Source organism: Bacillus sp. cl95 (genome assembly GCF_900115925.1).
In the GTDB taxonomy this organism is placed as follows: Bacteria; Bacillota; Bacilli; order Bacillales; family Cytobacillaceae; genus Neobacillus_A.
The window spans coordinates 120,807-144,045 of record NZ_FOYF01000005.1; the positions used below are offsets into that span (position 1 = coordinate 120,807).

Here is a 23,239-nt window from a genome sequence, read left to right on the forward strand (position 1 = left end):
CAACTATAATCCCGCAAACTTTCCTCATAATCCCGCGTGAATTTGCTAAAATCCCGCGCGCTTTACCGAGTATTACGCGTGATTTAATATTCAGAAAAACATCACACAAAAAAACCGGCCTACAAAGTAGACCGGTTCAATCCTATTAGTATTCAGGATATAGCGTGAAACGGCTTGTCAAAGCTTCAACGCGTTGTTTTGCTTCTTCAAGTTTCGCTTCATCATCATGATTTTTTAACGTTAATCCGATGATAGCAGCGATTTCCTTCATTTCGCCTGCACCGAAGCCGCGAGATGTAACTGCAGCTGTACCGATACGGACACCACTCGTTACAAATGGACTTTCAGGGTCAAAAGGAATCGTGTTTTTATTCACGGTAATACCGATTTCATCAAGAACCTTTTCAGCAACCTTACCCGTTAAACCGAGAGATCTTAAGTCAACAAGTAATAAATGATTGTCTGTGCCGCCAGAAACAAGATCCAGGCCTTCACTAACAAGTGACTCTGCCAATGAGTTCGCATTATCGATGATGTTTTGAGCATATTGCTTAAAATCATCCTGCAAGGCTTCGCCGAATGCTACTGCTTTTGCAGCAATAACGTGCATAAGCGGACCGCCTTGGATTCCTGGGAAAATCGACTTGTCGATTTTTTTAGCATATTCTTCTTTGCAAAGAATCATGCCACCGCGTGGACCACGCAATGTTTTGTGCGTTGTTGTCGTAACAAAATCTGCATATGGAACTGGATTTTGATGCAAACCAGCAGCAACTAAGCCAGCGATATGCGCCATGTCGACCATTAAATATGCTCCTACTTCATCAGCGATTTCGCGGAACTTTTTGAAATCGATCGCGCGCGGGTAAGCACTTGCTCCAGCTACGATTAGCTTCGGCTTGTGAAGAAGCGCTTTTTCACGAACGACGTCATAATTGATGCGGTGAGTTTCTTCATCCACACCGTAATCTACGAAATTGTACTGAATGCCACTGAAGTTTACCGCACTTCCATGCGTTAAATGTCCACCGTGTGAAAGGTTCATCCCCAGAACCGTATCGCCTTGCTCAAGAATCGTAAAATATACAGCCATGTTCGCTTGTGCACCTGAGTGTGGCTGAACATTCACATGCTCCGCTCCAAAAATTTGCTTCGCACGGTCGCGCGCCAAATTCTCTGCCACATCAACGTATTCACAACCGCCATAATAACGTCTGCTTGGATATCCTTCAGCATATTTATTTGTCAAAACTGACCCTTGTGCTTCCATTACCGCTTCACTAACGAAGTTTTCGGACGCAATCAGTTCGATTTTCGTGCGCTGACGTTTCAATTCATCTTGAATCGTATTAAATAATTGTGCATCTTGCTGAGCTAAGTTTTTCATCTTACTCCCCCTTGAAAAATGCATTTTTGTTTATGTATCCATGTTGTCTTACTAGTTAGAAAATTCCTTCTTATTTTAACACGTTTCTTCTATTAAATAAAAGGAATGCCTTTTCCCCTTATCTGCACGACTCATTTTCTTTCGTTGACTCATAAACGGCTCTAGCGCCACCAATTAGTTTCGGCCTTGTTTTGGCAAGCGTCACATGTGCATGTCCGACAGTCTTCTGTTTCGTTCGTACTGGAACAGCGACATGCTTCAAGTGCATGCCCATCAAGGTATGGCCGATGTCGATTCCGGCATCCGCTTTGATGAATTCAACGACTGTCGCTTCTGAAAGATGTTCGAAGGCATAGGTCGCCATTGCGCCACCAGCCGTCCTAACTGGGATGACCGTAACTTCATCCAGGTTTTTCTCTTCTGCTGTTTTCCGTTCCACAACGAGGGCACGGTTCAAGTGCTCACAGCATTGAAAAGCAAGGCTTGCGCCAGTTTGCACTGAGAATTTCTGAAGCTGGCTGAAAATCATTTCTGCAACATCGAACGTGCCTGCTGTGCCAATTTTTTCACCGATTACTTCACTTGTACTGCAACCGACAACAAGCACGCTACCCTTTTTCCATTCCACTTGAGTTTGAAATTCAGCAAGGATCGTTTCTAGTTCGCTTTCCCATTGCGTCAGCATTTGAACAACCCCTTTTATGTTAAAAATTTATTTGTTTTCGTAGTTTTTAATTTTGCTAACACGGTTTTCGTGACGTCCGCCTTCGAATTCGGTTGTCAGCCAAATTTCCGCTATATCTCTTGCCAGTCCTGGACCAATGACGCGTTCACCCATTGCCAACATATTGGTATCGTTGTGCTCGCGTGTTGCCTTTGCACTAAAAGTATCATGAACAAGCGCGCAGCGAATGCCTTTAACTTTGTTTGCCGCGATGCTCATGCCAATTCCTGTACCACAAATTAATATGCCGCGGTCGAATTCGCCATTGGCTACTTTTTCAGCTACCGGAAGTGCATAATCAGGATAGTCTACTGAAGTCGTACATTCACAACCAAAATCCTCATAGGGAATTCCTAGTTCGTCCATTAAGTTCATCATTTCTTTGCGGATGTTGATACCGCCATGATCAGAAGCAATTGCCACTTTCATATACCGTACCTCCTCGTTTTGTCTGCTTCACCTCTTGCAGACCTCTCGTGTTTATTTTGACATACTCAAGCTTATTTTAAAAGATTGTGTGAAATTTTATGTCTGAATGGCTGGCGTGTGCTTTTGAATAGGGCAGCTTCATATTTGCCACTTCAGTCACTTGCAAACTCCCTCACTTCGTTATTTCCACAACGAGCGCATACGTCTTTTCTTCCATTGTACAGGATTCCCGCTCGATAGATGACGAAACCATTTAGGTAATCCTCCTGGAGAAACTCGTAGGGGAGAAGCTGTTATTTTGAAGGTCTTTATCAAAATCGGACCGTTTGGTTGGGGCTGTGGGCTTTGTTTAATATCTGAAATTCGGAGAGAGCCAGGTTCGCGGCTGGTTATGTGGTGGGTTTCCTTTTGGGGTTACTCCTTTTTATATTTATCAAAGAGAGGTTGAAGATGATAAAACCTTTTGCAGGTTGAACCAGTATAGGTTAAATCTAATGTACGGAGCATTTTTTGACTTATATTACTTGTGGGAAGGCCAAGATAATTCTTGAAGTGGTAATTACCTATTGTTCGATCTAACAAAAGATAGTAATCGATTAAGGCTGCCAGATGTGCGTGCTTCGAAAGGTTATTGCAGAAGCGACATTGCCAACTACCTCTGTGGTATTTCATCTTTAATTGCAAGCATTTAGGACATTGAACACCCAACAAGATTTCTCTTTTATCAATTTCAAACAACTTTTCAATATCGAAAAACTGGGTAGTGTGTTTATTTAGGAGTAATTTATAAATTTTGCGGATTTCCTTTTTTGAGATGGATTCAGACATAAATTGCTTCTCAAGCTTTTCTATTCTTTCAGGGATATTATTTGCGTAACAAACTTTTTTGAGGTTTTGGCCTTTGAGGATGGTTGAAGAGTAACTGATAACTACCAAATAATCGAGAGGTATATTTAAGGCAAAGTACTTGCTTAATAAAGTTTTCAGTTGGAAGATTTGTCGTCTAGCTTGCGTATGCGGATCGGAAAGTCCCTGTTCTACACCCTTATACGTTCGGATCAATTGGTCATTGTTCTTATCAAAAAATAAAGAACCTGTAATATTCTTTGTTTCTAGTATAAGAAAAAAATGAGTACTTAATAAAAGTGTATCAATTTGAAAGAATACATCTTTATAAGGTAGACATAAATCATGCAAGATAAAATAATCCTTATCTGAAATGAGTTTCAGTGGAAAATCATTTGCCTTTTCACCATTGTATCCTGCATTTCTTTTGAGAAATTCCCTCTCAATGAGGGAGTATTTAGGATGCTCTTTTGGAAGTCTTCTTAAAAGGGCTTCTACTAATAGTAGTCTTATTGGCTTTTTTCTTTCTTTAACGATCAAATTTACTCCTCCCTTTTAGTTATCGGAGTAAACTTCTTCAAACAAGAGGATCATTCCTGCCATTTTTGTAAGACTAAATGGCAGTTTTGTGCCTATAGCTGAAATAAAAGAAGTTACTTTTTTCAGTCCCGCGCAAAATATCAAAAATCCCGCACACTTTGTTGAAAGTCCCGTGGGATTCCTTTAAAGTCCCGCGGGTTTTAGTTTATATTACGCCAAATTGAATTTTCAGAAAACTAATAATCCCTTCATAAAAGAGAACTACCACACCAAGGACTATGATAGGTTTAAATTTTATCCATTCTTTTCTTTAAAAAAAGCCAGCCGCTCCATCGCGACTGGCTTTCATGCTTATTATAATTTAAATCTCGTAATCGTATTTTTCAGCTTGTCCGCTTGTACTTTCAAGTCGGAGGCAAGTTCATCAACATGTTCAATAACGTCGACCTGTTGTTGAGTCGAAGCGGCTACCTCTTGAGCTCCCGCAGACGTTTCTTGAGCAATCGCGGCTACTTCCTGTGATTGCGTTGACGTATGCTGGATGTGATCCATTTGGCGGTCGACAAGGAGCGTAATCGATTTGACCATGCCTGCCATATCATTGACCGTTGCTGTCATCTCTTCGATCACTTCGTTTGTTTTCGTGCCTTTTACAGCTTCACTTGATGCGGTTGCCACTTGAAGGCTTATTTGTTTTACGACATTTTGAACTTCCGTCTGGATGTTTTGGACTAACTCGGAAATACCTTGAACAGCTTTGGCACTTTCGTCAGCAAGCTTTCGTACCTCTTCAGCAACGACCGCAAAACCTCTTCCATGGTCTCCCGCTCGAGCGGCTTCAATCGAAGCATTCAATGCGAGCAAATTCGTTTGTGCCGCAATATCCCCGACAAGCTGGATGATTTGTCCGACTTGGTTTGCATTGTCTTCTAGACGTTGTACTGTTTGCAATGATGCTTGATTATCTTCAGCAAGGCGCTCAATTCCTGCTACAAGCGACTGAATCACCTGTTTAGAGCGGCTTAGTTCATTGACCATATTCTTCGATACATCTTCAGACGTTTTCGCTTTCTCCTGAACTTCCTCTGCAATATGAATCACGTCGTTGACTGACTCTACTGTAGCCTGAATGGACGCAGCAGAGTTCTCAGCTCCAAGTGAAATATCACTAATGGTTCTAGAAATGGCCTCAGCCTGTTCAGCGGACAATGCTGATTGCTGTGAAATAGCGATGACTTTCTCATTTGTTTCTTTGAAGTTATCATCGATGTGATGAACCATTTCTCTGATATTCGCAAGCATGTTGTTAAACGCTTCACCTAGAGAGCGAATTTCGTCATCGGACTTAGCAAGCTTTACATCCTCGCTAATATCGCCGTTTGCTGCTTTTAGCGCTACTTTTTCAAGACTTTGAAGAGATTTTGTAATGAATCCAGCTGCAAAAAACGCTAGAATTCCTGACCACATAATTCCTAGGATCAGTGTGATTACCGTAAACATGCCTTGACTAACTGCTTTTTCAAAAAACGGATAAACCAAATAGATAAATAGAGCCGATGTTGTGTAAGTAATGACTGCTAGCGTTGTTGTAAACAGAACCAGTTTCTTTCTCAACCCAAACTTGTAACGCTTTTTCTCTTCCATGTTATCCCCCTGAAGTTTTTTCATTATTTAACCGCTCAATGGCTGAATCTATATTCTGCTCAATCTCGCGATAGGCTTCCCGGTAGTGATTCAAATTGCCGCCGAATGGGTCACCGATGTCCGCTGACGAGACGGAACCAGCGAATTCTTTTAACGTAAAAGTTTTCTGGGCAGCTTCGGTAAAGTGATGCAAGATGACACTCTTATGAGAAGCAGTCATGGTCAGGATATGCGTTGCCCACTTTACATCGTCTTCTGAAAGCTGTTTTGATGTATGCTCATGTTGGATTTCATTTTCCTTAAGGACACTTTTTGCATGATCGGAAGCATCGCTGCCAACTGCTGCATACACACCAGCTGATCTCACTTCGACCTCTGATAGATTTCGATTTTTTAAAATTGCTTCTGCCATCGGGCTGCGGCAAGTGTTGCCAGTACAAACAAATAGGATACGTTGCATGAGAGTTTGCCTCCTTTTTTCTATCATTATAGAGCAATTCTTCATGCCGAATACAGAGGAATGAATTTCACCTCTCTCTTAATAAATCGGCATGAAATTATCATATCTTAAGCGGTTTCTTGAAAAATTATATTTCTAAGGTGTAAAAGTGAATATCCTGTGACAATTTGGTTGTGATGATCCGCCAAACCTTTCGACAACCCCATCCATCCTCACAATAAAAAAACACCACACCCATTTTCGGTTGTGGTGTATTCCTTTTAAAAAGGCAACAATAATTTCAAACCGAAGGCAAACAAAATACTGCCTCCCAAGGCTTCCCCATAATGGCCAAACCAGCCCTGCACCTTACGCCCTAGCAGTAAACCTAGCCACGTCTGGATGGTTGCGGCTATCCCGAAACAAATGATGACGAGTGCGGTTTTTGCGCCGTAAATACCGAGCGTCAAGCCGACTGAAAAACTATCAAGACTGACGCTTAATGCAAATATCAATAAGCCTAGACCAGCTGGGGTAATCACACTTTCTTCGTCTTTCTTCAGACTGGATAAAACCATCTGAACGCCTAGCATCACCAGTAATCCACCGCCTATGTATGAAGCAAACGTCCCAAATTGATCAGAAAGGAATTTTCCGGCTATCATGCCAAACAACGGCATGATGACATGGAATATTCCAATCGTGAGACCGATTCGAAGGATTTGCCGTAGCCGCAATTTATACATCCCCATTCCGAGGCCGATCGAAAATGCATCCATCCCTAGTGCAAACGCCATTAATACGAGCGTCACGACTTCCCCAACCATTGCTGCCATTCTTTCGCCCCCTTGGACTTGCTAATTCAACATATGCACGTCCAAAGGAAAATAGAACGAGGGTCTTCCTGGAAAGAAAGACCCTCGTTTTTTATTCTAGACTCTTTTCGTAAACTTTATTGCTTCACATGCAGATCTAAAAATCGGCTTCTGGATTTTCACAATTTTTTATGAATTCTTCTTTCAGGAACTTCCCGAAAAGAGCCCCGAAGCCAAAAGAAATACGAAATGAGAGTAACATCCGAAAAGCAACAATCAATGCGAAAACAGCCTTATTCTGTAATGATCTTATTGCCCGCTGCTTTTAGCAATCGATTCATGATTGCCTGGCCAACACCAGCCGTTGAAAAAATTTCACTGTAAATCAAATCGAGTCCTTCATCATTGAAGGTTCTTAAAGTTTCATATAAAGCACTGGCAACCGTTTCCGGCTTCTCCCTTTGTCCACATGCGATGACCGCATCCGCCGTGTAGTGATGAAGATTTTCTGAAGTCGTCAGTATGCCCACCCGCAAACCTTCCCTTTTTTTCTCATCAACGAGATGTTGAAGGAAACTGGTACTGCCATCCACAATGTATAGTGGTGCATCTGGAGCATAGTGGCGATATTTCATACCAGGAGATTTCGGCTTTAAGGCTTCATCTTGCAGTGAAGGATCCACTGTCACTTCTCCAACTACATCTGCCAGCTGCTCTTTTGTGATTCCACCGGGCCTTAGGATTACCGGAATCGTTTCTGTACAATCGACTACTGTTGACTCGAGACCAACTCCTGTTAAGCCTCCGTCCACAATTCCGGCGATCTTTCCTAATAAGTCATCCATGACGTGCTTTGCCGAAGTAGGACTTGGTTTACCAGACTGATTGGCACTTGGCGCAGCAATCGGCAAACCACACTTCTCCAATACCGCAAGTGCTACGGGATGATCAGGAATCCTGACAGCAACCGTGTTTAGACCAGCAGAAGCTTTTGCAGAAAGGGCACCTTCACGCTTTTTTAAAATAATCGTCAAAGGACCAGGCCAAAAGGCTTCCATAAGCTTGGCCGCTTTGTCTGGAACTTCCTCTACAAAACTGTCAATTTGAGATTTTGTTGCAACATGAATGATAAGAGGATTATCGGATGGTCGACCTTTAGCTGCAAAGATTTTCGCGACTGCTTCATCACTATTTGCATTACCTGCAAGTCCATAAACCGTCTCGGTCGGTATCGCAATTACTTCATTATCCATCAAAAATTGAGCCGCTTCTTCTATTTCTAAAACATTATCCACAGGGTTATCCACTAACCAACGTTTTGTCTCCATAGTTATCCACCTTCAAAGATTACAATCTCTATTTAAAAAATGCTTCAAAAGACTTATAATTTCCAGTAAGTACGCTAGAAAGTATAAAAGAAGCAGGGGATAAATACAAGTCTTATCCACAAATTGTGCATAACTTTATCCAAACGGTGGATAACTTTGTGGATATACCCACAATTATAGAGAAAATTTTAAAAATAATGAGTTATCCACACATAAAACCCGTTGAACGTGCTGGCTGTCGGTTATTTCAACTGGGAGTTCCTTGCTATCCACATGCCTAAATCCTAGCACTTGAAAGAACGGAATCGCTCCCGGTTTATTTGTCGCCAAGTATAATGTCTCGATTCCCTTCGCTTTTGCTAAAACTAGCATCCTATCAAACAAGACAAAAATATCTTTTTCTGCCATACCTGGGGCAATGGCAAGGGAGCGTAGTAAACCCGCCTTGCCAGCAGGCTCAATTCCGAGCGTACCTTTCGTATTTCCCTGCTCGTCTTCTAGTAAAAGAAAGTACTGAGCCGTTTCCTCTGTGATTCCCTCAATTCCTAGTTTCGCTTTAGTCAGGAAATCCTGCAGTTTTTTCACATCATTTTCATCAGCATAACGGATCGTCGCTTGCATGTTCTCCACCTCTTTTTAGGATTCTACTCTATGAATATGAAAAGGTAGAGAAAGTAGAACCATATTTAATAAAAGGCTGTTTTCACATTTATTGTTGCCTTTCGAATACACTCTCATCCTGCATGTTTTATGGCTTCGGGGCTCTCTTCGAGAAGTTCCTGAACCAATATTCATAAAGAGTCGTAAAAATCCAGAAGCCGATTTTTCTTTTATTTTTGAATGCAACAGAGTTTACGAAAAGAGCCTAAGAGAAAAACGACAGCTAACTGCTGCCGTCTATCTCTTTCACATTTTCAATTAGTTGTTGGATTTACGCCCTCTACCATTCAAGGGATTATTACCGTTTTGGCTTCTTGCTTCTCCGCCTTTACGACCAATTTCCTGGAAGAAATCCCTGTCATGATTTTCAGACGTTGTTTCGCCACCTTTACGACCAATTTCCTGATAGAAATCACTGTCATGGTTTTGAGCAGTCGATTCTCCACCTTTGCGGCCGATTTCCTGGTAGAATTCTTTATCGTACTTCTGGCTCGTCGCTTTTCCGCCTTTGCTGCCAATTTGTTGATAGAATGTTTTATCGTGTTTTTTTCGCGTTGCCTTACCGCCTAGGCGGCCTCGCTCTTCATGTGTAAGCTTTTGACTATTTGTTGTCATGAGAAGATACCTCCTAAGAAGTTTTGCTACCTACGCCTACTTATACCCTCTTTAGAAGCTAATCAATCTCTTAGAAATATGAAACCTTCCCCTTTGGTAAAAAGGAATAAACAAAATTAAAAGTGCTGCCTGATTACGGCAGCACCATATTAGAACAATTTGTCCCATAATTCTTTTACAAAAAATTTCACTTTTACTTCTTCTTCTTCATTTTCAACATAAACCGGCTCTTGTTTTTCTTCTTCTTCAGTGTCAATCAGTCTTGGATTTGTTGTTCTCTTCGCTTCTTTTTCAGTTTTTTCTTTTACAACTAATTTCTTTTCCACTTTTTCAACATGTTCCGAATGCGAGACTTCTTCCTCATCCTCTTCGTTGGCATTCATTTCAGTAGCTTGCACTTCCGATACTACCTGCTTTGTTACTTGCTTTTCTTCATCTGCCTTTTTAGCAGCCACCTGTTGCTTCTTTTCCTCTTCAAAACCGTCACTTACAGCTACACCATTAGCAAAATCCAGAAAGCATAATGGTGGATAAAGGACGCACCACCAATTCGCACCCTTTGCTTCGCCCAATGTAATCAAAATCGCTTCATATTCACCTGCTGGATACAAGAATTGTCCGTATAGCTTTGTTGGAAACTGTACTTTACCAAATTTAACTTTAACTGTTTGTTTTGAACCTTGTTCAAGCACGACTTGCTCAGCAATTTCCTGTATCTCTGGTAATTTGGACTGAAGTAGGGTTCTCGCCCCCTCTACAGAAGTCAACTCTGAAACCCATTCTGTAATACTTTTGTTCACTTCATCGCGAACAAGTCTCTTTAATGCTTGATCCTCACTACTATCACTATTTGCTAGAATCCGAAGGCGTATTGCCTCGTTTGGAATCACGATCGCTTCCTTTGCCGTCACTTCATTTTTCGGTATATATAAACTCATTATTGTTCCAAGTGATAATATCAATAGGTATGCTAACACTAAGTATTTATTTCTCATCCCCTGCACCATCCCTTCACTATCCACAGTCTGGCCAGATTCAGAAAATCTTAAACTAGTAAAATGGGATTTTTGTTTTTTTCGTCTAGTCTTCTGATTATTTCCCTTTTTGCTAAAATAATCTCCCCTCGTTCTGAATGAATCTCTACCATTTTAAGTTATTTTCGTCCAATCTCGAATTAATTTCTACTTTGGGTAGACCACTGCAATTTTTCCATTATCGCTCTGTTAAATTTGTTTGTTGATTTCCGTTCCAGTCGCTTGCTTTCCTCTGACGAATTATGAAAAAGCCCTAGTGCCGGCTTTTTCAAGAGCAAATTCGTCTTGGGGGCGGTCGGGGAGCCTCCTCCACTCCAATCAACAAAGTGCAGAGAATCAACAATGTTCATTAACTTAGCAAATCAAAAAGCCCCGAACCGATTTTGGTCCGAGACTGTCTATATCTCTGCAAAAACCATGCGGTCCTTGCCGTTTATGTCATTGAGGATAGCCACTTTTGCACCAGTGAAGGTTGCACGTAATAAGCCTGCTACCGCTTCACCTTGACCGGCACCAATTTCAAAACCGACAATGGCACTCGGTGCAAGCACGGCTGGCAGTTCTTCCATAAATCTTCGGTAAAAATCTAGACCATCTTCCCCCGCAAACAATGCACGGTGCGGCTCATGTTCCGTAACGACAACCGACATCGAAGCCTCATCCGCTACAGGAATATAAGGAGGATTTGATAGAATGACGTCAAACTTACGGCCTTCTGCAATAAACGGCTTCAGCAAGTCCCCTTGCAAAAACTCGACTTCCGCCCCAAGTTCTTGCGCATTCAATCTGGCTACATCAAGTGATTCTTCCGCTATATCAGTGGCCGTTACCTGCAAGCGAGGAACTTCCAGCTTCATCGTAATAGCTATGGCGCCACTTCCGGTTCCGATATCCGCAAGAGTTACTTCTTGATCTGCGAACTTTTCATTAATCCGGCGAACAGCATCCATTATCAGTTCTTCCGTTTCCGGTCTTGGTATCAACACTGATTCATTTACGACAAAATCTCGTCCATAAAACTCTTCTCTTCCAATGATATACTGGATCGGTCTGCCTTCTGCATGTGTCAAAACCGCTTTTTCGAAATCTAGCCATGTTTGCGGCTCTAAATCACTACGGACTTCCGCAAACAGCTTTGAACGTGAAAAACCGGTGTAATGACGCAGCAATAACTCACCCGCATTTTCATCGCGACCCTTCTCCTTTAAAAAAGAAGAAGCCCATTGCAGGGCCTCATAAACTTTTTTATTCATCAGAAGCATTTTCAAGCTTGCTTGATTGATCTTCGAGGATAAGTGCATCGATGATCTCGTCAAGCTTGCCTTCAACGATTTGGTCGAGCTTTTGAATCGTCAAACCGATGCGGTGGTCGGTGACGCGGTTTTGCGGGAAGTTGTATGTGCGGATACGCTCAGAACGGTCACCAGTACCAACGGCTGATTTACGTACTTGATCGTATTCTGCCTGTGCTTCTTGCATGAACTTATCATATACACGGGCACGCAATACTTTCATCGCTTTATCTTTGTTCTTATGCTGGGACTTTTCGTCCTGACATGATACGACGATACCAGTTGGAATATGTGTCAAACGAACAGCTGACATCGTCGTGTTTACGCTCTGTCCGCCGGCGCCGCTTGATGCGAACGCGTCAAAACGGATATCCTTGTCATGAATTTCTACTTCAACATCTTCTGCTTCAGGTAAACAAGCTACTGTAGCTGTAGAAGTATGGATACGGCCGCCTGATTCTGTTTCAGGGACACGTTGTACACGGTGTGCGCCGTTTTCGAATTTCAGCTTCGAATAGGCACCTTTACCGTTAATCATGAAAATGATTTCTTTGTATCCGCCAAGTCCAGTTGGATTTGAATCCATGACTTCCGTTTTCCAGCCTTGCGCTTCGGCATAACGGCTGTACATACGGTATAAAGTGCCGGCAAATAGGGCTGCTTCATCCCCACCTGCTGCTCCACGAATTTCAAAGATAACGTTTTTATCGTCATTCGGATCTTTCGGGATTAACAAGAGTTTCAGACGCGCTTCTAGATCTTCGACTGAAGTTTGAAGTTCATTCACTTCTTCTTTAACCATTTCGCGCATCTCAGCATCCAGACTCTTGTCTTCTAGCATCGCTTTTGCATCGTTTAGTTGCTCACGTACATCTTTGTACTCACGGTAAGTTTGAACCGTGTCATTTATATCTGATTGTTCTTTTGAATACTCACGTAATTTTTTTGAATCATTTACAATTTCGGGATCGCTCAAAAGCTCATTTAACCTTTCATAACGATCTTCAACTGCTTGAAGACGATCGAACACAGTTATTCACCTCAGTTTTTAGTCCATAACATTCTAATTATAGTATAGGTGAAAACCCCCGTCAAAACCAAATCTTTCGCAAAAAAATTCATTTTTGACAAATGGCACGTTTCAGAGCCCTTATAAGATGCACTTAAAAAGGCGGTTGAGATATTCCAGAAGGTGTTTCCTGTGTTATGTTTTTAAATGAACCTCTTGATTTATTGATCCATAGAAGAATAAGTGCAATTACCACTATCCTGAAACTGATTCCGACGATTCCGCCTTCAGGTCCGTATAAACCGCCAGAAAGCCATGAGTGGTCAAGCAGTTTTAATTTTAAGATTCCCTCTACTTCAAATCCACTGACCGGAAATCCAAGCAATGGAGCCTGAACATAATTCCAAGCAAAATGTAGCGCCCATGGTAACCAGATTTTTCGGGTGCCTATAAACGCCAATCCATACATGATTCCACCTAAACCATTACTTACTACTGATAGCCATGTTGCGTGATCATTGGAAGCATGCATCGCTCCAAATACGATTGCCGTCAAAAGCAGTGGAATCCAAGGTCTTTTTAATACTTTAATGAGGAGGCTTAATAGGATGAACCTGTACAAAAATTCTTCCCATCCAGCAGCTACTAGAATAAGTCCTGTATAAAAAAGAATCGTCTTTGCATTGAATCCATTTCCCACCACTTCTATTAGACCGAATGCCAAACTTACCGCAAAGATGCCAACCATTGCAAAAGCAGTAATCGCCAATCCAACCCCAATATCCCGCTTCATATGTTGATCCGGAGTGTAAGCGGAGAAGAGTTTTCTTATTTCGATTTTTTTCCTCATGTCATTCCCCAGTCCTAAAAAATATTTTAATTTTATTATACAACACAAAATTGGTAAATTTTACATTTTAATAAAAAAACATGCCCTTGAAAAAGAGCATGTTAACGACGATCTTCTTTTACTTTCACTTCGATATTATAGCGCGGTAATGCTTGCACGAGTTTTTTATGAATTCGGGCCTCTGCATCGATTTTTTCATCTGCGTTGAGCATTCCTTTTTTGTACACTGTTATCCACATTTCGTTTCCGTTAATGGCAATACGACCTGGTTTGAATTCTTCCGTTGCATTTATGACTTCACGCGCCTTATCAATATCATTTTCTTGATATGCACTTGAGCCCGGTTCGGAATTATTAAGATTAAGGAAGTTTGGATTTTGATTCTCCATATTATTACGAACGACCCCTTGGTCTTTTCCAGCAGGTTTGTTCGCTGTGTACTGCGGTACCTCGCCTTTCGAGCGCATTTTCTGTGCAACTTCTCCATTTGAACCGCAAGCAGTTAAAGAGAGAAGCAAAATTGATAATAGTGGCAGTAATTTCTTCATTTTTGCACCTCCTGATATTAGGATGCCCAAAAAATGAGTGTAATTTATTCCATATTATGGTAGTTAAAGAGGGCAATTTCAGGATATGAGGTGTTTTCGAGAAGATATGAGGACAAATTTCAATATTTGACGGGTTTTAGAAATATATGACGGGTTTTGGGTCACATATGCTCGGTTCGTAATTTTTCTGATAACAACAAACCTCACTTACCTCTTTCACCACAAAAAAACTGCCCAGGTACACACCTAGGCAGTTCGCAAAAATATTATGATAACGTTTTTTCACTCAATGGTGATGGTGTTTTTGGCACTTCATGATGGTGACGGCAACGAGGCTCGTAAGCTTCCGATGCGCCTACTAAAATGACTGGGTCATGGTAGGATGCAGGGCGACCATTGATTAAGCGTTGCGTACGGCTTGCCGGTGAACCACAAGATGAGCACACTGCTTGCAGCTTTGTTACTAACTCAGCAACTGCCATCAATGCGGGCATATGGGTGAATGGCTCACCACGGAAGTCCTGGTCAAGTCCTGCGCAAATCACGCGGTATCCTGAATCTGCTAACTGCTGGATTACCTTCACGATCTCTTCATCGAAAAATTGGACTTCGTCAATCGCAATAACGTCCACTTCCGCATCGACATGTGCAAAAATGTCCGACGAATGAGAAATCGGGTGTGCAATGAAGGAAGAACCATTATGGGAAACAACGGATTCCTCACTATAGCGATTATCAATTTTCGGTTTGAATACAGCTATTTTTTGTTTGGCGAATTGAGCACGTCTGACACGACGAATCAGTTCTTCGGATTTCCCTGAAAACATACTTCCGCAGATAACCTCAACCCAGCCGCTTTGCTTCATTACATACATAATCGGTTTCTCCTTCCTATTGCATGCCACGATGGAATCTATATAAATTTTGATAAGGAAAGTACAAGCGCCCATAAGAGCGCCAAAGCTAAACCATTATCTACTAAAAAAGGTCAAAATATGTAGCTCGCGGGGTAAAAACCGCTGCTTAGGCAATAAAAAACAGGCAAGTAGCAATTTCCCTTGCCTGTTTTGAATGATTATTGTTGTTGTTCTGATTTGATGCCGTATTTTTTGTTGAAACGGTCAACACGTCCGCCAGCTTCAGCGAATTTTTGACGTCCAGTATAGAATGGATGGCATTCAGAGCAAGTTTCTACACGGATTTCTTCTTTAACAGAACCCGTTTCGAATTCATTGCCACATGCACATTTCACCATTGCTTTTTTGTAGTTAGGATGAATTCCTGCTTTCATTCTTTTCATCTCCTTCCGCCCTGAATCTTTCGAAACAGAGTTATCGTTTACGACAATGTCGTAAAATCTTAAAACACACTGCTATCATTATAACAAGGACAACCCTGATTTGCAAGATGGTAATTATTCTCTCAAAATTATTGTGATCGTCTAGCAGTGCTTTTGCTCTTCATCTCTTCATCAAGTGCTGCAAAGAAATCTTCGTTCGACTTTGTTTGTTTAAGTTTTCTTAGGAAACGCTCAGCGAAGTCTGGTGAATCTGACATCGATTTGCGAATTGCCCAAAGCTTGTCGAGATGTTCTTTCGGAATAAGCAACTCTTCTTTTCTCGTTCCAGAACGACGGATATCGAGTGCCGGGAAGATTCTGCGTTCAGCCAACTGGCGATCAAGATGCAGTTCCATGTTCCCTGTACCTTTGAACTCCTCGTAAATAACATCGTCCATTCTTGAACCTGTATCGACAAGAGCAGTTGCTAGAATCGTTAAGCTTCCGCCTTCTTCGATATTACGCGCAGCACCGAAGAAACGTTTCGGACGGTGGAAAGCAGCAGGGTCGATCCCTCCGGAAAGTGTTCTTCCACTTGGAGGAATAACCAAGTTGTATGCACGTGCTAAACGAGTGATACTATCCATCAGGATAATGACGTCACGCTTATGTTCGACTAATCGCATCGCGCGCTCAAGCACAAGCTCTGCCACTTTTATATGATTTTCTGGCACTTCATCAAATGTCGAGCTGACAACATCGCCCGCAACAGAACGTTCAATGTCTGTTACCTCTTCGGGACGCTCGTCGATCAACAGGACAATTAATTCAGCTTCTGGATGGTTCGTCGTAATGCTGTTTGCAATTTCTTTTAACAACATTGTTTTACCAGCTTTCGGTGGTGCCACGATCAATCCACGTTGCCCAAAACCGACTGGTGCGATGACATCCATAATTCTAGTTGAAAGATGCTTGTGTGTCGTTTCAAGCTTCATTTGGCGATCAGGATACAATGCAGTCAAACCAGGGAAATGAACACGCTCTTTCGCTGATTCAGGATCGTCACCGTTAACAGCTTCAACCTGCAAAAGTCCGAAGTAACGTTCGTTTTCCTTTGGAGGACGCACCTTACCAGATACCTTATCACCATTACGAAGGTCAAAACGACGTATTTGTGATGCTGAAATATATATATCTTGGGAACTCGGCGAATAATTAATCGGACGTAAGAATCCAAAGCCTTCCGATTGGATAATTTCAAGGACACCTTCCATGAAAAAATAACCTTGCTGTTCAGCGCGGGCCTTTAGGATCGCAAAAATGAGTTCTTTTTTCGTTAATTTGCTATAGTAGGCAACTTTATATTCTTTAGCAAGTTCATAAAGTTCCTTTAGCTTCATATTTTCTAGACTTGAGATTGTTAATTCCATTCCTACACCACGCTTTTAAATTTGAGTATCATTTGAAATTTCGTTCGCCCGTTCAATGTGAAATATTCTATCATGAGAAAACAAAAGCACTTAACGTGATACTGAGGCTAGCTAGCAGTATCATAACCTTAAGATGAAGTTTTCATATCTTGTATAAAGCCGGATCAGCGGCTTACTGAGAAGAAGATTCGGATAGAAAATGATTATTTTGAAGGCTTCTTTAGAAGAGGAGAAAGCAGACTTGACCTTTTTATAAAACAATTTCTATTTTAACCTTTATCCAAAAAATTAATCAACTATTTTAAATATGTAGGTTAAAACAGCTTAAACATTATGATTCAAAGAAGACGGACCGACTCTAGTTTCGTAGAGCCAGTCCTGCTTTATTATCGCATAGCCCTGTTAACTTGCCTGTTGATTTCCGCTCCAATCAACAAAGTGCAGGAAATCAACAATTTACTTTAACATAGCTTATCGCATTACAAGATTTGGTTTCTTTTTCAAGCTGTGACGGCCTTCAATAAAGCGGACTGTGCCGGATTTTGCTCTCATAACAATCGAATGCGTTGATCCGTATGATCCTTTAAATTGAACACCGCGTAATAATTCGCCATCCGTTACACCAGTTGCAGCGAAAATCGCATCGTCACCGCGAACGAGGTCTTCCATTCTTAATACTTTATTGACATCTAGGCCCATTTTGATACAGCGCTCAAGCTCTGCATCGTTTTGAGGAACCAACTTACCTAGAATTTCCCCACCAAGACATTTCAGTGCTACCGCTGCTAAAACGCCTTCAGGAGCGCCACCGCTACCAAACAAAATGTCAACACCCGTGTGGTCGAAAGCTGTGTTGATTGCGCCAGCCACATCTCCGTCGTTGATCAATTTGATGCGCGCACCTGCTTCACGAAGCTGTTGAATGATATGTTCGTGTCGTTCACGGTTCAATACCGTAGCTACCACATCTTCGATATCTTTATTCTTCGCTTTTGCCACAGCTTTCAAATTGTCGATTACGGAAGCATTAATATCAACTTGTCCAACCGCTTCAGGTCCAACAGCGATTTTGTCCATGTACATATCAGGTGCGTGCAAAAGGTTTCCATGGTCAGCAACCGCCAATACCGCTAACGCGTTCCAACCACCAGAGGCAACAATGTTTGTCCCTTCTAACGGATCGACTGCGACGTCTACACGTGGACCGTAGCCAGTACCTAGTTTTTCACCAATATAAAGCATCGGAGCTTCATCCATTTCTCCTTCTCCGATTACGACAGTTCCCTTCATTGGTACTGTATCAAATACATCGCGCATGGCAGAAGTTGCTGCATCATCCGCTTCATCCTTTTTACCGCGTCCCATCCAACGTGCTGATGCCAATGCGGCACCTTCCGTTACACGGACAAGTTCCATCGTTAAACTTCTTTCCATTGGTTCGTTCCCCCATTTTCCCTCTGTAATAGCTTGATCGTATATATATTATGCTTAGAAAAGCTTCAGCGTCATCTGCAGAAGCTGAAGCTATCCTTATTCAAAAGTTATAAAGCTTGTCTAAAGATTAAATACTGCCTAAGAGGAGATTACGTATTTTTCAGCTGCTCAGCTTCTTCTTGCGTCAAAGCTTCACGCCAAACTGTAGCACCCAAGCCATTTAGTTTTTCAACAAGGTTGCTATATCCCCTGTCGATATGTTCTAAACCTGTCACTTCCGTAATTCCTTCTGCCATTAATCCAGCGATTACCAATGCTGCACCAGCACGGAGGTCGCTCGCTTTCACTTTGGCGCCTTGCAACTGGACAGGACCATTTACAATCGCCGAACGGCCTTCAACCTTAATGTTCGCATTCATACGACGAAGCTCATCGATATGTTTGAAACGAGCACCATAAATGGTATCCGTCACTACGCTCGAACCAGTCGATCTCGTTAGTAGACTTGTGAATGGCTGTTGCAAATCAGTAGGGAAACCAGGATAAACAAGCGTTTTAATATCAACCGCTTTCAAATCTTTTGAACCGCCCACAAAGATTTGATCATCACCTGACTCAATATTTACGCCCATTTCACGAAGCTTGGCAATTAAGGATTCCATGTGAAGTGGAATGACATTGTCAATTAGGACACCTTCTCCAACCGCTGCGCCTAAAATCATGTACGTACCCGCTTCGATACGATCAGGAATGATGGTGTGGCGGCAACCGTGCAGACTGTCCACTCCATCAATACGGATGACGTCTGTTCCAGCGCCTTTGATTTTTGCACCCATGTTTGTTAAAAGTGTAGCCACATCAATGATTTCCGGCTCTTTCGCGGCATTTTCAATGATGGTGCGACCTTTTGCCCTTACGGCTGCAAGCATGATATTAATCGTGGCACCTACACTAACGACGTCAAGGTAAATACGCGCACCGCGCAGCTCATCCGCTCGTAAGTAAATGGCACCTTGCTCATTCGTAATGCTAGCACCTAAAGCTTCAAATCCTTTTATGTGCTGATCAATCGGACGAGGACCTAAATGGCAGCCACCAGGTAATCCGATAACAGCTTTTTTAAAGCGGCCGAGCATGGCACCCATTAAATAATAAGATGCACGAAGCTTCTTTACTTTGCCGCTTGGCATTGGCATAGAAATCATTTTTGAAGGATCGACTGTCATTTCCTCATCTGAGAAATTAACTTTCCCGCCAATCTCTTCTAATAAATCCTTAAGGATTTCAACGTCTGAAATATCTGGCAGCCCTTCGATTGTAACAGGAGAATCAGCTAGAATGGTTGCAGGGATAAGAGCCACCGCACTATTCTTTGCACCACTGATTTTGACTGTTCCTTTTAATGGATAACCGCCTGCAATTTTAAGTTTTTCCATTTCCGACTCCCTTCTAAGCCGTATGTAAGAAATGATCCGTTACATTCCGCATTATCTGACGGTAAAACCCTATCATAAGTTTCACTTTTTGAAAATGGGAAGGTTTGGCTTCTTTAATCCAATTCGCCATTAGGTATTATTTTCCAACAACAATAGGCATAATCCGACAGTGTCTTTTTCCTATAGTTTACACGAAAAAATAAATTTCATGTATCGATATTGAAAAAAGTTCGCGAAAATGGAAAAGAATAGGCATAAACTCTCATTTGAAGGTCCATGCCTTATTTCTTAAGTGCTAGATTATCGATTATTCCAATCTGCTAGGAAAGCTTCGATTCCTTTGTCTGTTAATGGATGGTGGAATAACTGGAGGATGACTTTGTATGGAATCGTTGCAATATGTGCACCGCGTAATGCCGCTTCTGTAACGTGCATAGGGTGGCGAATGGAAGCTGCAATGATTTCTGTTTCCAAGCCATGAATAGTAAAGATGTCTGAAATCGTATCAATAAGATCTAATCCGTTTTGACCGATATCATCTAGTCTGCCAAGGAATGGTGAGACATAAGTGGCGCCTGCTCTTGCTGCGAGCAATGCTTGGTTTGCGTTGAAAATTAGCGTAACGTTCGTCTTGATTCCTTCTTTTGAAAAAGCATGAACCGCTTTTAATCCGTCTGGAGTCATTGGTACTTTAACCGTGATATTTGGTGCAATCGCTGCAAGCTCTTTTCCTTCTTTGATCATGCCTTCAGCATCAAGCGCAATTACTTCTGCACTAACAGATCCGGGAACAAGTTCAGTAATTTCCTTTAAGCGATCATGAAAAGATACACCTTTTTCCTTTGCTACTAGGGAAGGATTTGTTGTAACTCCCGCTAATAATCCTAATGCATGTGCTTCGCGAATTTCTTCCAAATTAGCTGTATCGATAAAAAACTTCATATTATTACCCTCCAAGTCGATTGTTTTCGACGAAATATTTAATCATTAAAAAAAGAATTGAAACCGCCACTTTCAAAAAGGGCGGTTTCTTGTATGGATGTCGTTTCTATATGTTTTGCCCTTCGGCTATCACGCTTCGATTTTCTTGGAAGCTTACGCTTTGTTTGAAGAACCGAATTCGCGCATTTTACCGATAACTGTTTCTTTAATAGCATCGCGAGCTGGTCCAAGATATTTACGTGGATCGTACTCGTTTGGCTTAGCAGCAAGAGTTTCGCGAACTGCTTTAGCTGATGCGATTTGGTTTTCAGTATTTACGTTGATTTTTGCAGTACCGAAAGAGATAGACTTTTGGATATCCTTAGTTGGGATTCCAGTTCCACCGTGAAGTACTAAAGGTACACCAGCGATGCGGTTGATCTCTTCCATTTCTTTGAAACCAAGGTTTGGTTCGCCTTTGTAAGGTCCGTGAACAGAACCTAATGCAGGAGCTAAGCAGTCGATGCCAGTACGTTTCACTAACTCTTCGCACTCTTGTGGATCAGCATAGATAACGCCGTCAGCTACTACATCGTCTTCTTGTCCGCCAACTACACCTAGTTCAGCTTCTACAGAAACACCTTTAGAATGAGCGTATTCTACTACTTTAGAAGTTGTAGATACGTTGTCTTCGAAAGGACCGTGTGAAGCATCGATCATTACAGACGTGAAGCCTGCATCGATAGCTTCTTTACATTTTTCAAAGCTTGAACCGTGGTCTAAGTGAATGGCAACAGGAACTGTAATTTTATAGTCCTCAAGCAAACCTTCTACCATTTTCACAACTGTTTTGAAACCGCCCATGTAACGAGCAGCTCCTTCAGAAACACCAAGGATAACTGGTGATTTTTCTGCTTCAGCTGCTTGCAGGATTGCCTGCGTGAACTCAAGGTTATTTAAGTTGAATTGCCCTACAGCGTACCCTTCCGCGTTCGCTTTTTTCAGCATCTCAGTCATTGAAACTAAAGGCATATTTCTTCCTCCTTAATTTAGGTCGATCTCTTTTCATTACAGAGCTATTTCATATAAAGGTTTTCCCTCTATTTTCATGAATATGTATCTTTCTTTTTCTGTAAAAGAAAAGACAACCAACCATCTGCAAATTCACTAGTATCATACCAAACTGGATAAAGAAATACCATTAATCGAGCATAGTTTTTAAAACTGTCATAATGAAAGCGCGACCATTGAGTTACTAGTAGTTCGACAACTAAAATTTACCCAAAATCCCCCTAAAATAACGCTATATTAGTTTGATTTAAGTGGCAAATGTTTCCTAACTGCTGCTCTGATATCATCAATGTCGAAAGGCTTTGCAAAATGTGTAATTGCCCCTAAATCTTTCGCTTCCTGAATCATATCCAACTCGCCATATGCAGTCATGATGATTACGCGAATATCTTCATCAATGACTTTCATTCTTTTTAGGATTTCAATTCCATCCATTCCGGGAATTTTCATGTCTAGAAGGACAAGGTCAGGCGCATGTTTCTTCACGATATCGAGAGCCTGGATACCGTTCGCTGCTTGAAAAGTGTTATAGCCTTCTTTTTGAAATACTTCATTAAGCAAAATTCGAATTCCGAACTGATCATCAACGATTAACACTTTCTCTTTCATTTCGCCACCTCTTCCATTTATGTTAAAAAGTATCTATTTCTTATGTATTGCTTTTTACCTACTTCCCCAAATGTATATGTTCGACTTTTCTAATGAAAATCCTGCAACGTTTTACCTTTGTTTTTCGACAAAATTAGAAGAAAAGCGCAAGTGCCCTGGTTAGCCCCGACAGGCATAAGACGAATCACGCAGGAAATCCTGATTTCTGGAGTGATTTGGCTTATGACCCCGAGGGGCTGGGCGCTGGAGCTAGACAGTTCTCTACCTAAAAATGTATATCATGATTCTATCGAATCTCGTTTCTTTTACCTATTAATGTGAAACAGTTATAATAGGAGACATCGATTTATGACGTATAGGAGGCACTTTCATGTTAAAAATGTTCACTACCCAGCTAGGCGGCCTTTTCAAAAGAATTCAGGAAAAACAAGAATTTGCGATCGAGGATGCAGCTAGACTACTTGCCCAGGCTCCCGTCGGTGATGGAAATATCTATATTTTCGGTTCTAAAGAAATGGCGGCAGTTGCTGCAGAAGCAACAGAGGGGGCAGAACCCCTTAAAGGTGCGAAAATGCTTAAGGATGCTAAACTGCCGGCTGAATTTTCAGAAGCTGATCGAGTACTCATCATTTCACGAAATGCGGATGATATAGAATCAGTTGTGTTTGCGAAAGCTTTACAGGAGAAAAATCTGGCCTTTGTTGCAGTTAGTACGGTAAATGGCCAAGACGATTCGTCCTTAACTGAATGGGCTGATGTCCATATCGACTTAGGCTTAACTAAAGGCTTATTGCCTGCTGAAGACGGAAGCCGATTTGGTTTACCAACCTCAATGGCTGCACTTTTCGTCTATAACGCCCTCAAATTCACCATCGATGAGATTTTAGAGGAGTATTAAT

At 41.7% G+C, this 23,239-nt stretch carries 24 protein-coding genes; 1 reads left to right on the forward strand and 23 read right to left on the reverse strand.

Going from position 1 to position 23,239, the window contains the following annotated elements; all coding sequences use genetic code 11:
• Nucleotides 1-145: 145 nt before the first annotated feature.
• The 23 genes from glyA to BMZ31_RS14680 form a co-directional block, all read right to left on the reverse strand.
• Nucleotides 146-1,387: a serine hydroxymethyltransferase gene (glyA, locus tag BMZ31_RS14570; RefSeq protein ID WP_090832658.1), complete on the reverse strand. Its 1,242-nt coding sequence runs from the start codon at nt 1,385-1,387 to the stop codon at nt 146-148.
• 118 nt (nt 1,388-1,505) lie between these two features.
• A complete protein-coding gene (locus BMZ31_RS14575; protein WP_090832659.1) occupies nt 1,506-2,072 on the reverse strand; it encodes a TIGR01440 family protein in 567 nt (188 codons plus the stop codon).
• Nucleotides 2,073-2,099: 27 nt separating this feature from the next.
• A complete protein-coding gene (gene rpiB, locus BMZ31_RS14580; RefSeq protein WP_090832660.1) occupies nt 2,100-2,540 on the reverse strand; it encodes a ribose 5-phosphate isomerase B in 441 nt (146 codons plus the stop codon).
• Nucleotides 2,541-2,954: 414 nt separating this feature from the next.
• Entirely contained in the window at nt 2,955-3,926 is a 972-nt protein-coding gene (locus BMZ31_RS14585) for a nuclease-related domain-containing protein (RefSeq protein WP_090832661.1), read from the reverse strand.
• Between the two features lie 354 nt (nt 3,927-4,280).
• Nucleotides 4,281-5,570: a methyl-accepting chemotaxis protein gene (locus BMZ31_RS14590; RefSeq protein WP_090832662.1), complete on the reverse strand. Its 1,290-nt coding sequence runs from the start codon at nt 5,568-5,570 to the stop codon at nt 4,281-4,283.
• Between the two features lies 1 nt (nt 5,571).
• Nucleotides 5,572-6,030 (reverse strand): low molecular weight protein arginine phosphatase, encoded by a 459-nt coding sequence (locus BMZ31_RS14595; protein ID WP_090832663.1) that lies wholly within the window; start codon nt 6,028-6,030, stop codon nt 5,572-5,574.
• Between the two features lie 260 nt (nt 6,031-6,290).
• Entirely contained in the window at nt 6,291-6,845 is a 555-nt protein-coding gene (locus BMZ31_RS14600; RefSeq protein WP_090832664.1) for a manganese efflux pump MntP, read from the reverse strand.
• 272 nt (nt 6,846-7,117) lie between these two features.
• Nucleotides 7,118-8,152: an L-threonylcarbamoyladenylate synthase gene (locus tag BMZ31_RS14605; protein ID WP_090832665.1), complete on the reverse strand. Its 1,035-nt coding sequence runs from the start codon at nt 8,150-8,152 to the stop codon at nt 7,118-7,120.
• A gap of 174 nt (nt 8,153-8,326) precedes the next feature.
• Nucleotides 8,327-8,773, reverse strand: a complete 447-nt coding sequence (locus BMZ31_RS14610) for a GNAT family N-acetyltransferase (RefSeq protein WP_090832666.1) — start codon at nt 8,771-8,773, stop codon at nt 8,327-8,329.
• A 297-nt stretch (nt 8,774-9,070) separates the two neighbouring features.
• Complete coding sequence (locus BMZ31_RS14615) at nt 9,071-9,427, reverse strand: KGG domain-containing protein (protein WP_090832667.1); 357 nt, start codon at nt 9,425-9,427, stop codon at nt 9,071-9,073.
• Between the two features lie 149 nt (nt 9,428-9,576).
• Complete coding sequence (gene spoIIR, locus BMZ31_RS14620; RefSeq protein ID WP_090832668.1) at nt 9,577-10,422, reverse strand: stage II sporulation protein R; 846 nt, start codon at nt 10,420-10,422, stop codon at nt 9,577-9,579.
• A 437-nt stretch (nt 10,423-10,859) separates the two neighbouring features.
• Nucleotides 10,860-11,714 (reverse strand): peptide chain release factor N(5)-glutamine methyltransferase, encoded by an 855-nt coding sequence (gene prmC / locus BMZ31_RS14625; RefSeq protein ID WP_090832859.1) that lies wholly within the window; start codon nt 11,712-11,714, stop codon nt 10,860-10,862.
• Nucleotides 11,707-12,783 carry a peptide chain release factor 1 gene (prfA, locus tag BMZ31_RS14630; RefSeq protein WP_090832669.1) on the reverse strand — a complete coding sequence of 359 codons (1,077 nt, stop codon included), beginning with the start codon at nt 12,781-12,783 and terminating at the stop codon, nt 11,707-11,709. The genes prmC and prfA overlap by 8 nt, the downstream gene beginning before the upstream one ends.
• 133 nt (nt 12,784-12,916) lie before the next feature.
• A complete protein-coding gene (locus tag BMZ31_RS14635) occupies nt 12,917-13,612 on the reverse strand; it encodes a CPBP family intramembrane glutamic endopeptidase (RefSeq protein ID WP_090832670.1) in 696 nt (231 codons plus the stop codon).
• A 101-nt stretch (nt 13,613-13,713) separates the two neighbouring features.
• On the reverse strand, nt 13,714-14,160 hold the full coding sequence (locus BMZ31_RS14640; protein ID WP_090832671.1) for a hypothetical protein: 447 nt from the start codon (nt 14,158-14,160) through the stop codon (nt 13,714-13,716).
• Between the two features lie 266 nt (nt 14,161-14,426).
• Nucleotides 14,427-15,035, reverse strand: a complete 609-nt coding sequence (locus BMZ31_RS14645; RefSeq protein WP_090832672.1) for a thymidine kinase — start codon at nt 15,033-15,035, stop codon at nt 14,427-14,429.
• 200 nt (nt 15,036-15,235) lie between these two features.
• Nucleotides 15,236-15,451 carry a 50S ribosomal protein L31 gene (gene rpmE, locus BMZ31_RS14650; RefSeq protein ID WP_090832673.1) on the reverse strand — a complete coding sequence of 72 codons (216 nt, stop codon included), beginning with the start codon at nt 15,449-15,451 and terminating at the stop codon, nt 15,236-15,238.
• A 137-nt stretch (nt 15,452-15,588) separates the two neighbouring features.
• A complete protein-coding gene (gene rho / locus BMZ31_RS14655) occupies nt 15,589-16,869 on the reverse strand; it encodes a transcription termination factor Rho (RefSeq protein WP_090832674.1) in 1,281 nt (426 codons plus the stop codon).
• A gap of 471 nt (nt 16,870-17,340) precedes the next feature.
• Nucleotides 17,341-18,303 carry a class II fructose-bisphosphatase gene (glpX, locus tag BMZ31_RS14660; protein WP_090832675.1) on the reverse strand — a complete coding sequence of 321 codons (963 nt, stop codon included), beginning with the start codon at nt 18,301-18,303 and terminating at the stop codon, nt 17,341-17,343.
• Between the two features lie 149 nt (nt 18,304-18,452).
• Nucleotides 18,453-19,739, reverse strand: coding sequence for a UDP-N-acetylglucosamine 1-carboxyvinyltransferase (locus BMZ31_RS14665; protein WP_090832676.1), 1,287 nt, complete (start codon nt 19,737-19,739; stop codon nt 18,453-18,455).
• 300 nt (nt 19,740-20,039) lie between these two features.
• Nucleotides 20,040-20,681 (reverse strand): fructose-6-phosphate aldolase, encoded by a 642-nt coding sequence (gene fsa / locus BMZ31_RS14670; RefSeq protein WP_090832677.1) that lies wholly within the window; start codon nt 20,679-20,681, stop codon nt 20,040-20,042.
• Between the two features lie 153 nt (nt 20,682-20,834).
• Nucleotides 20,835-21,692 (reverse strand): class II fructose-bisphosphate aldolase, encoded by an 858-nt coding sequence (locus BMZ31_RS14675; RefSeq protein WP_090832678.1) that lies wholly within the window; start codon nt 21,690-21,692, stop codon nt 20,835-20,837.
• A 276-nt stretch (nt 21,693-21,968) separates the two neighbouring features.
• A complete protein-coding gene (locus BMZ31_RS14680) occupies nt 21,969-22,340 on the reverse strand; it encodes a response regulator (RefSeq protein WP_090832679.1) in 372 nt (123 codons plus the stop codon).
• Nucleotides 22,341-22,710: 370 nt separating this feature from the next.
• Here BMZ31_RS14680 and BMZ31_RS14685 point away from each other — a divergent pair, with 370 nt between their 5' ends.
• On the forward strand, nt 22,711-23,238 hold the full coding sequence (locus tag BMZ31_RS14685) for a DUF2529 domain-containing protein (protein WP_090832680.1): 528 nt from the start codon (nt 22,711-22,713) through the stop codon (nt 23,236-23,238).
• Nucleotide 23,239: the final 1 nt, after the last annotated feature.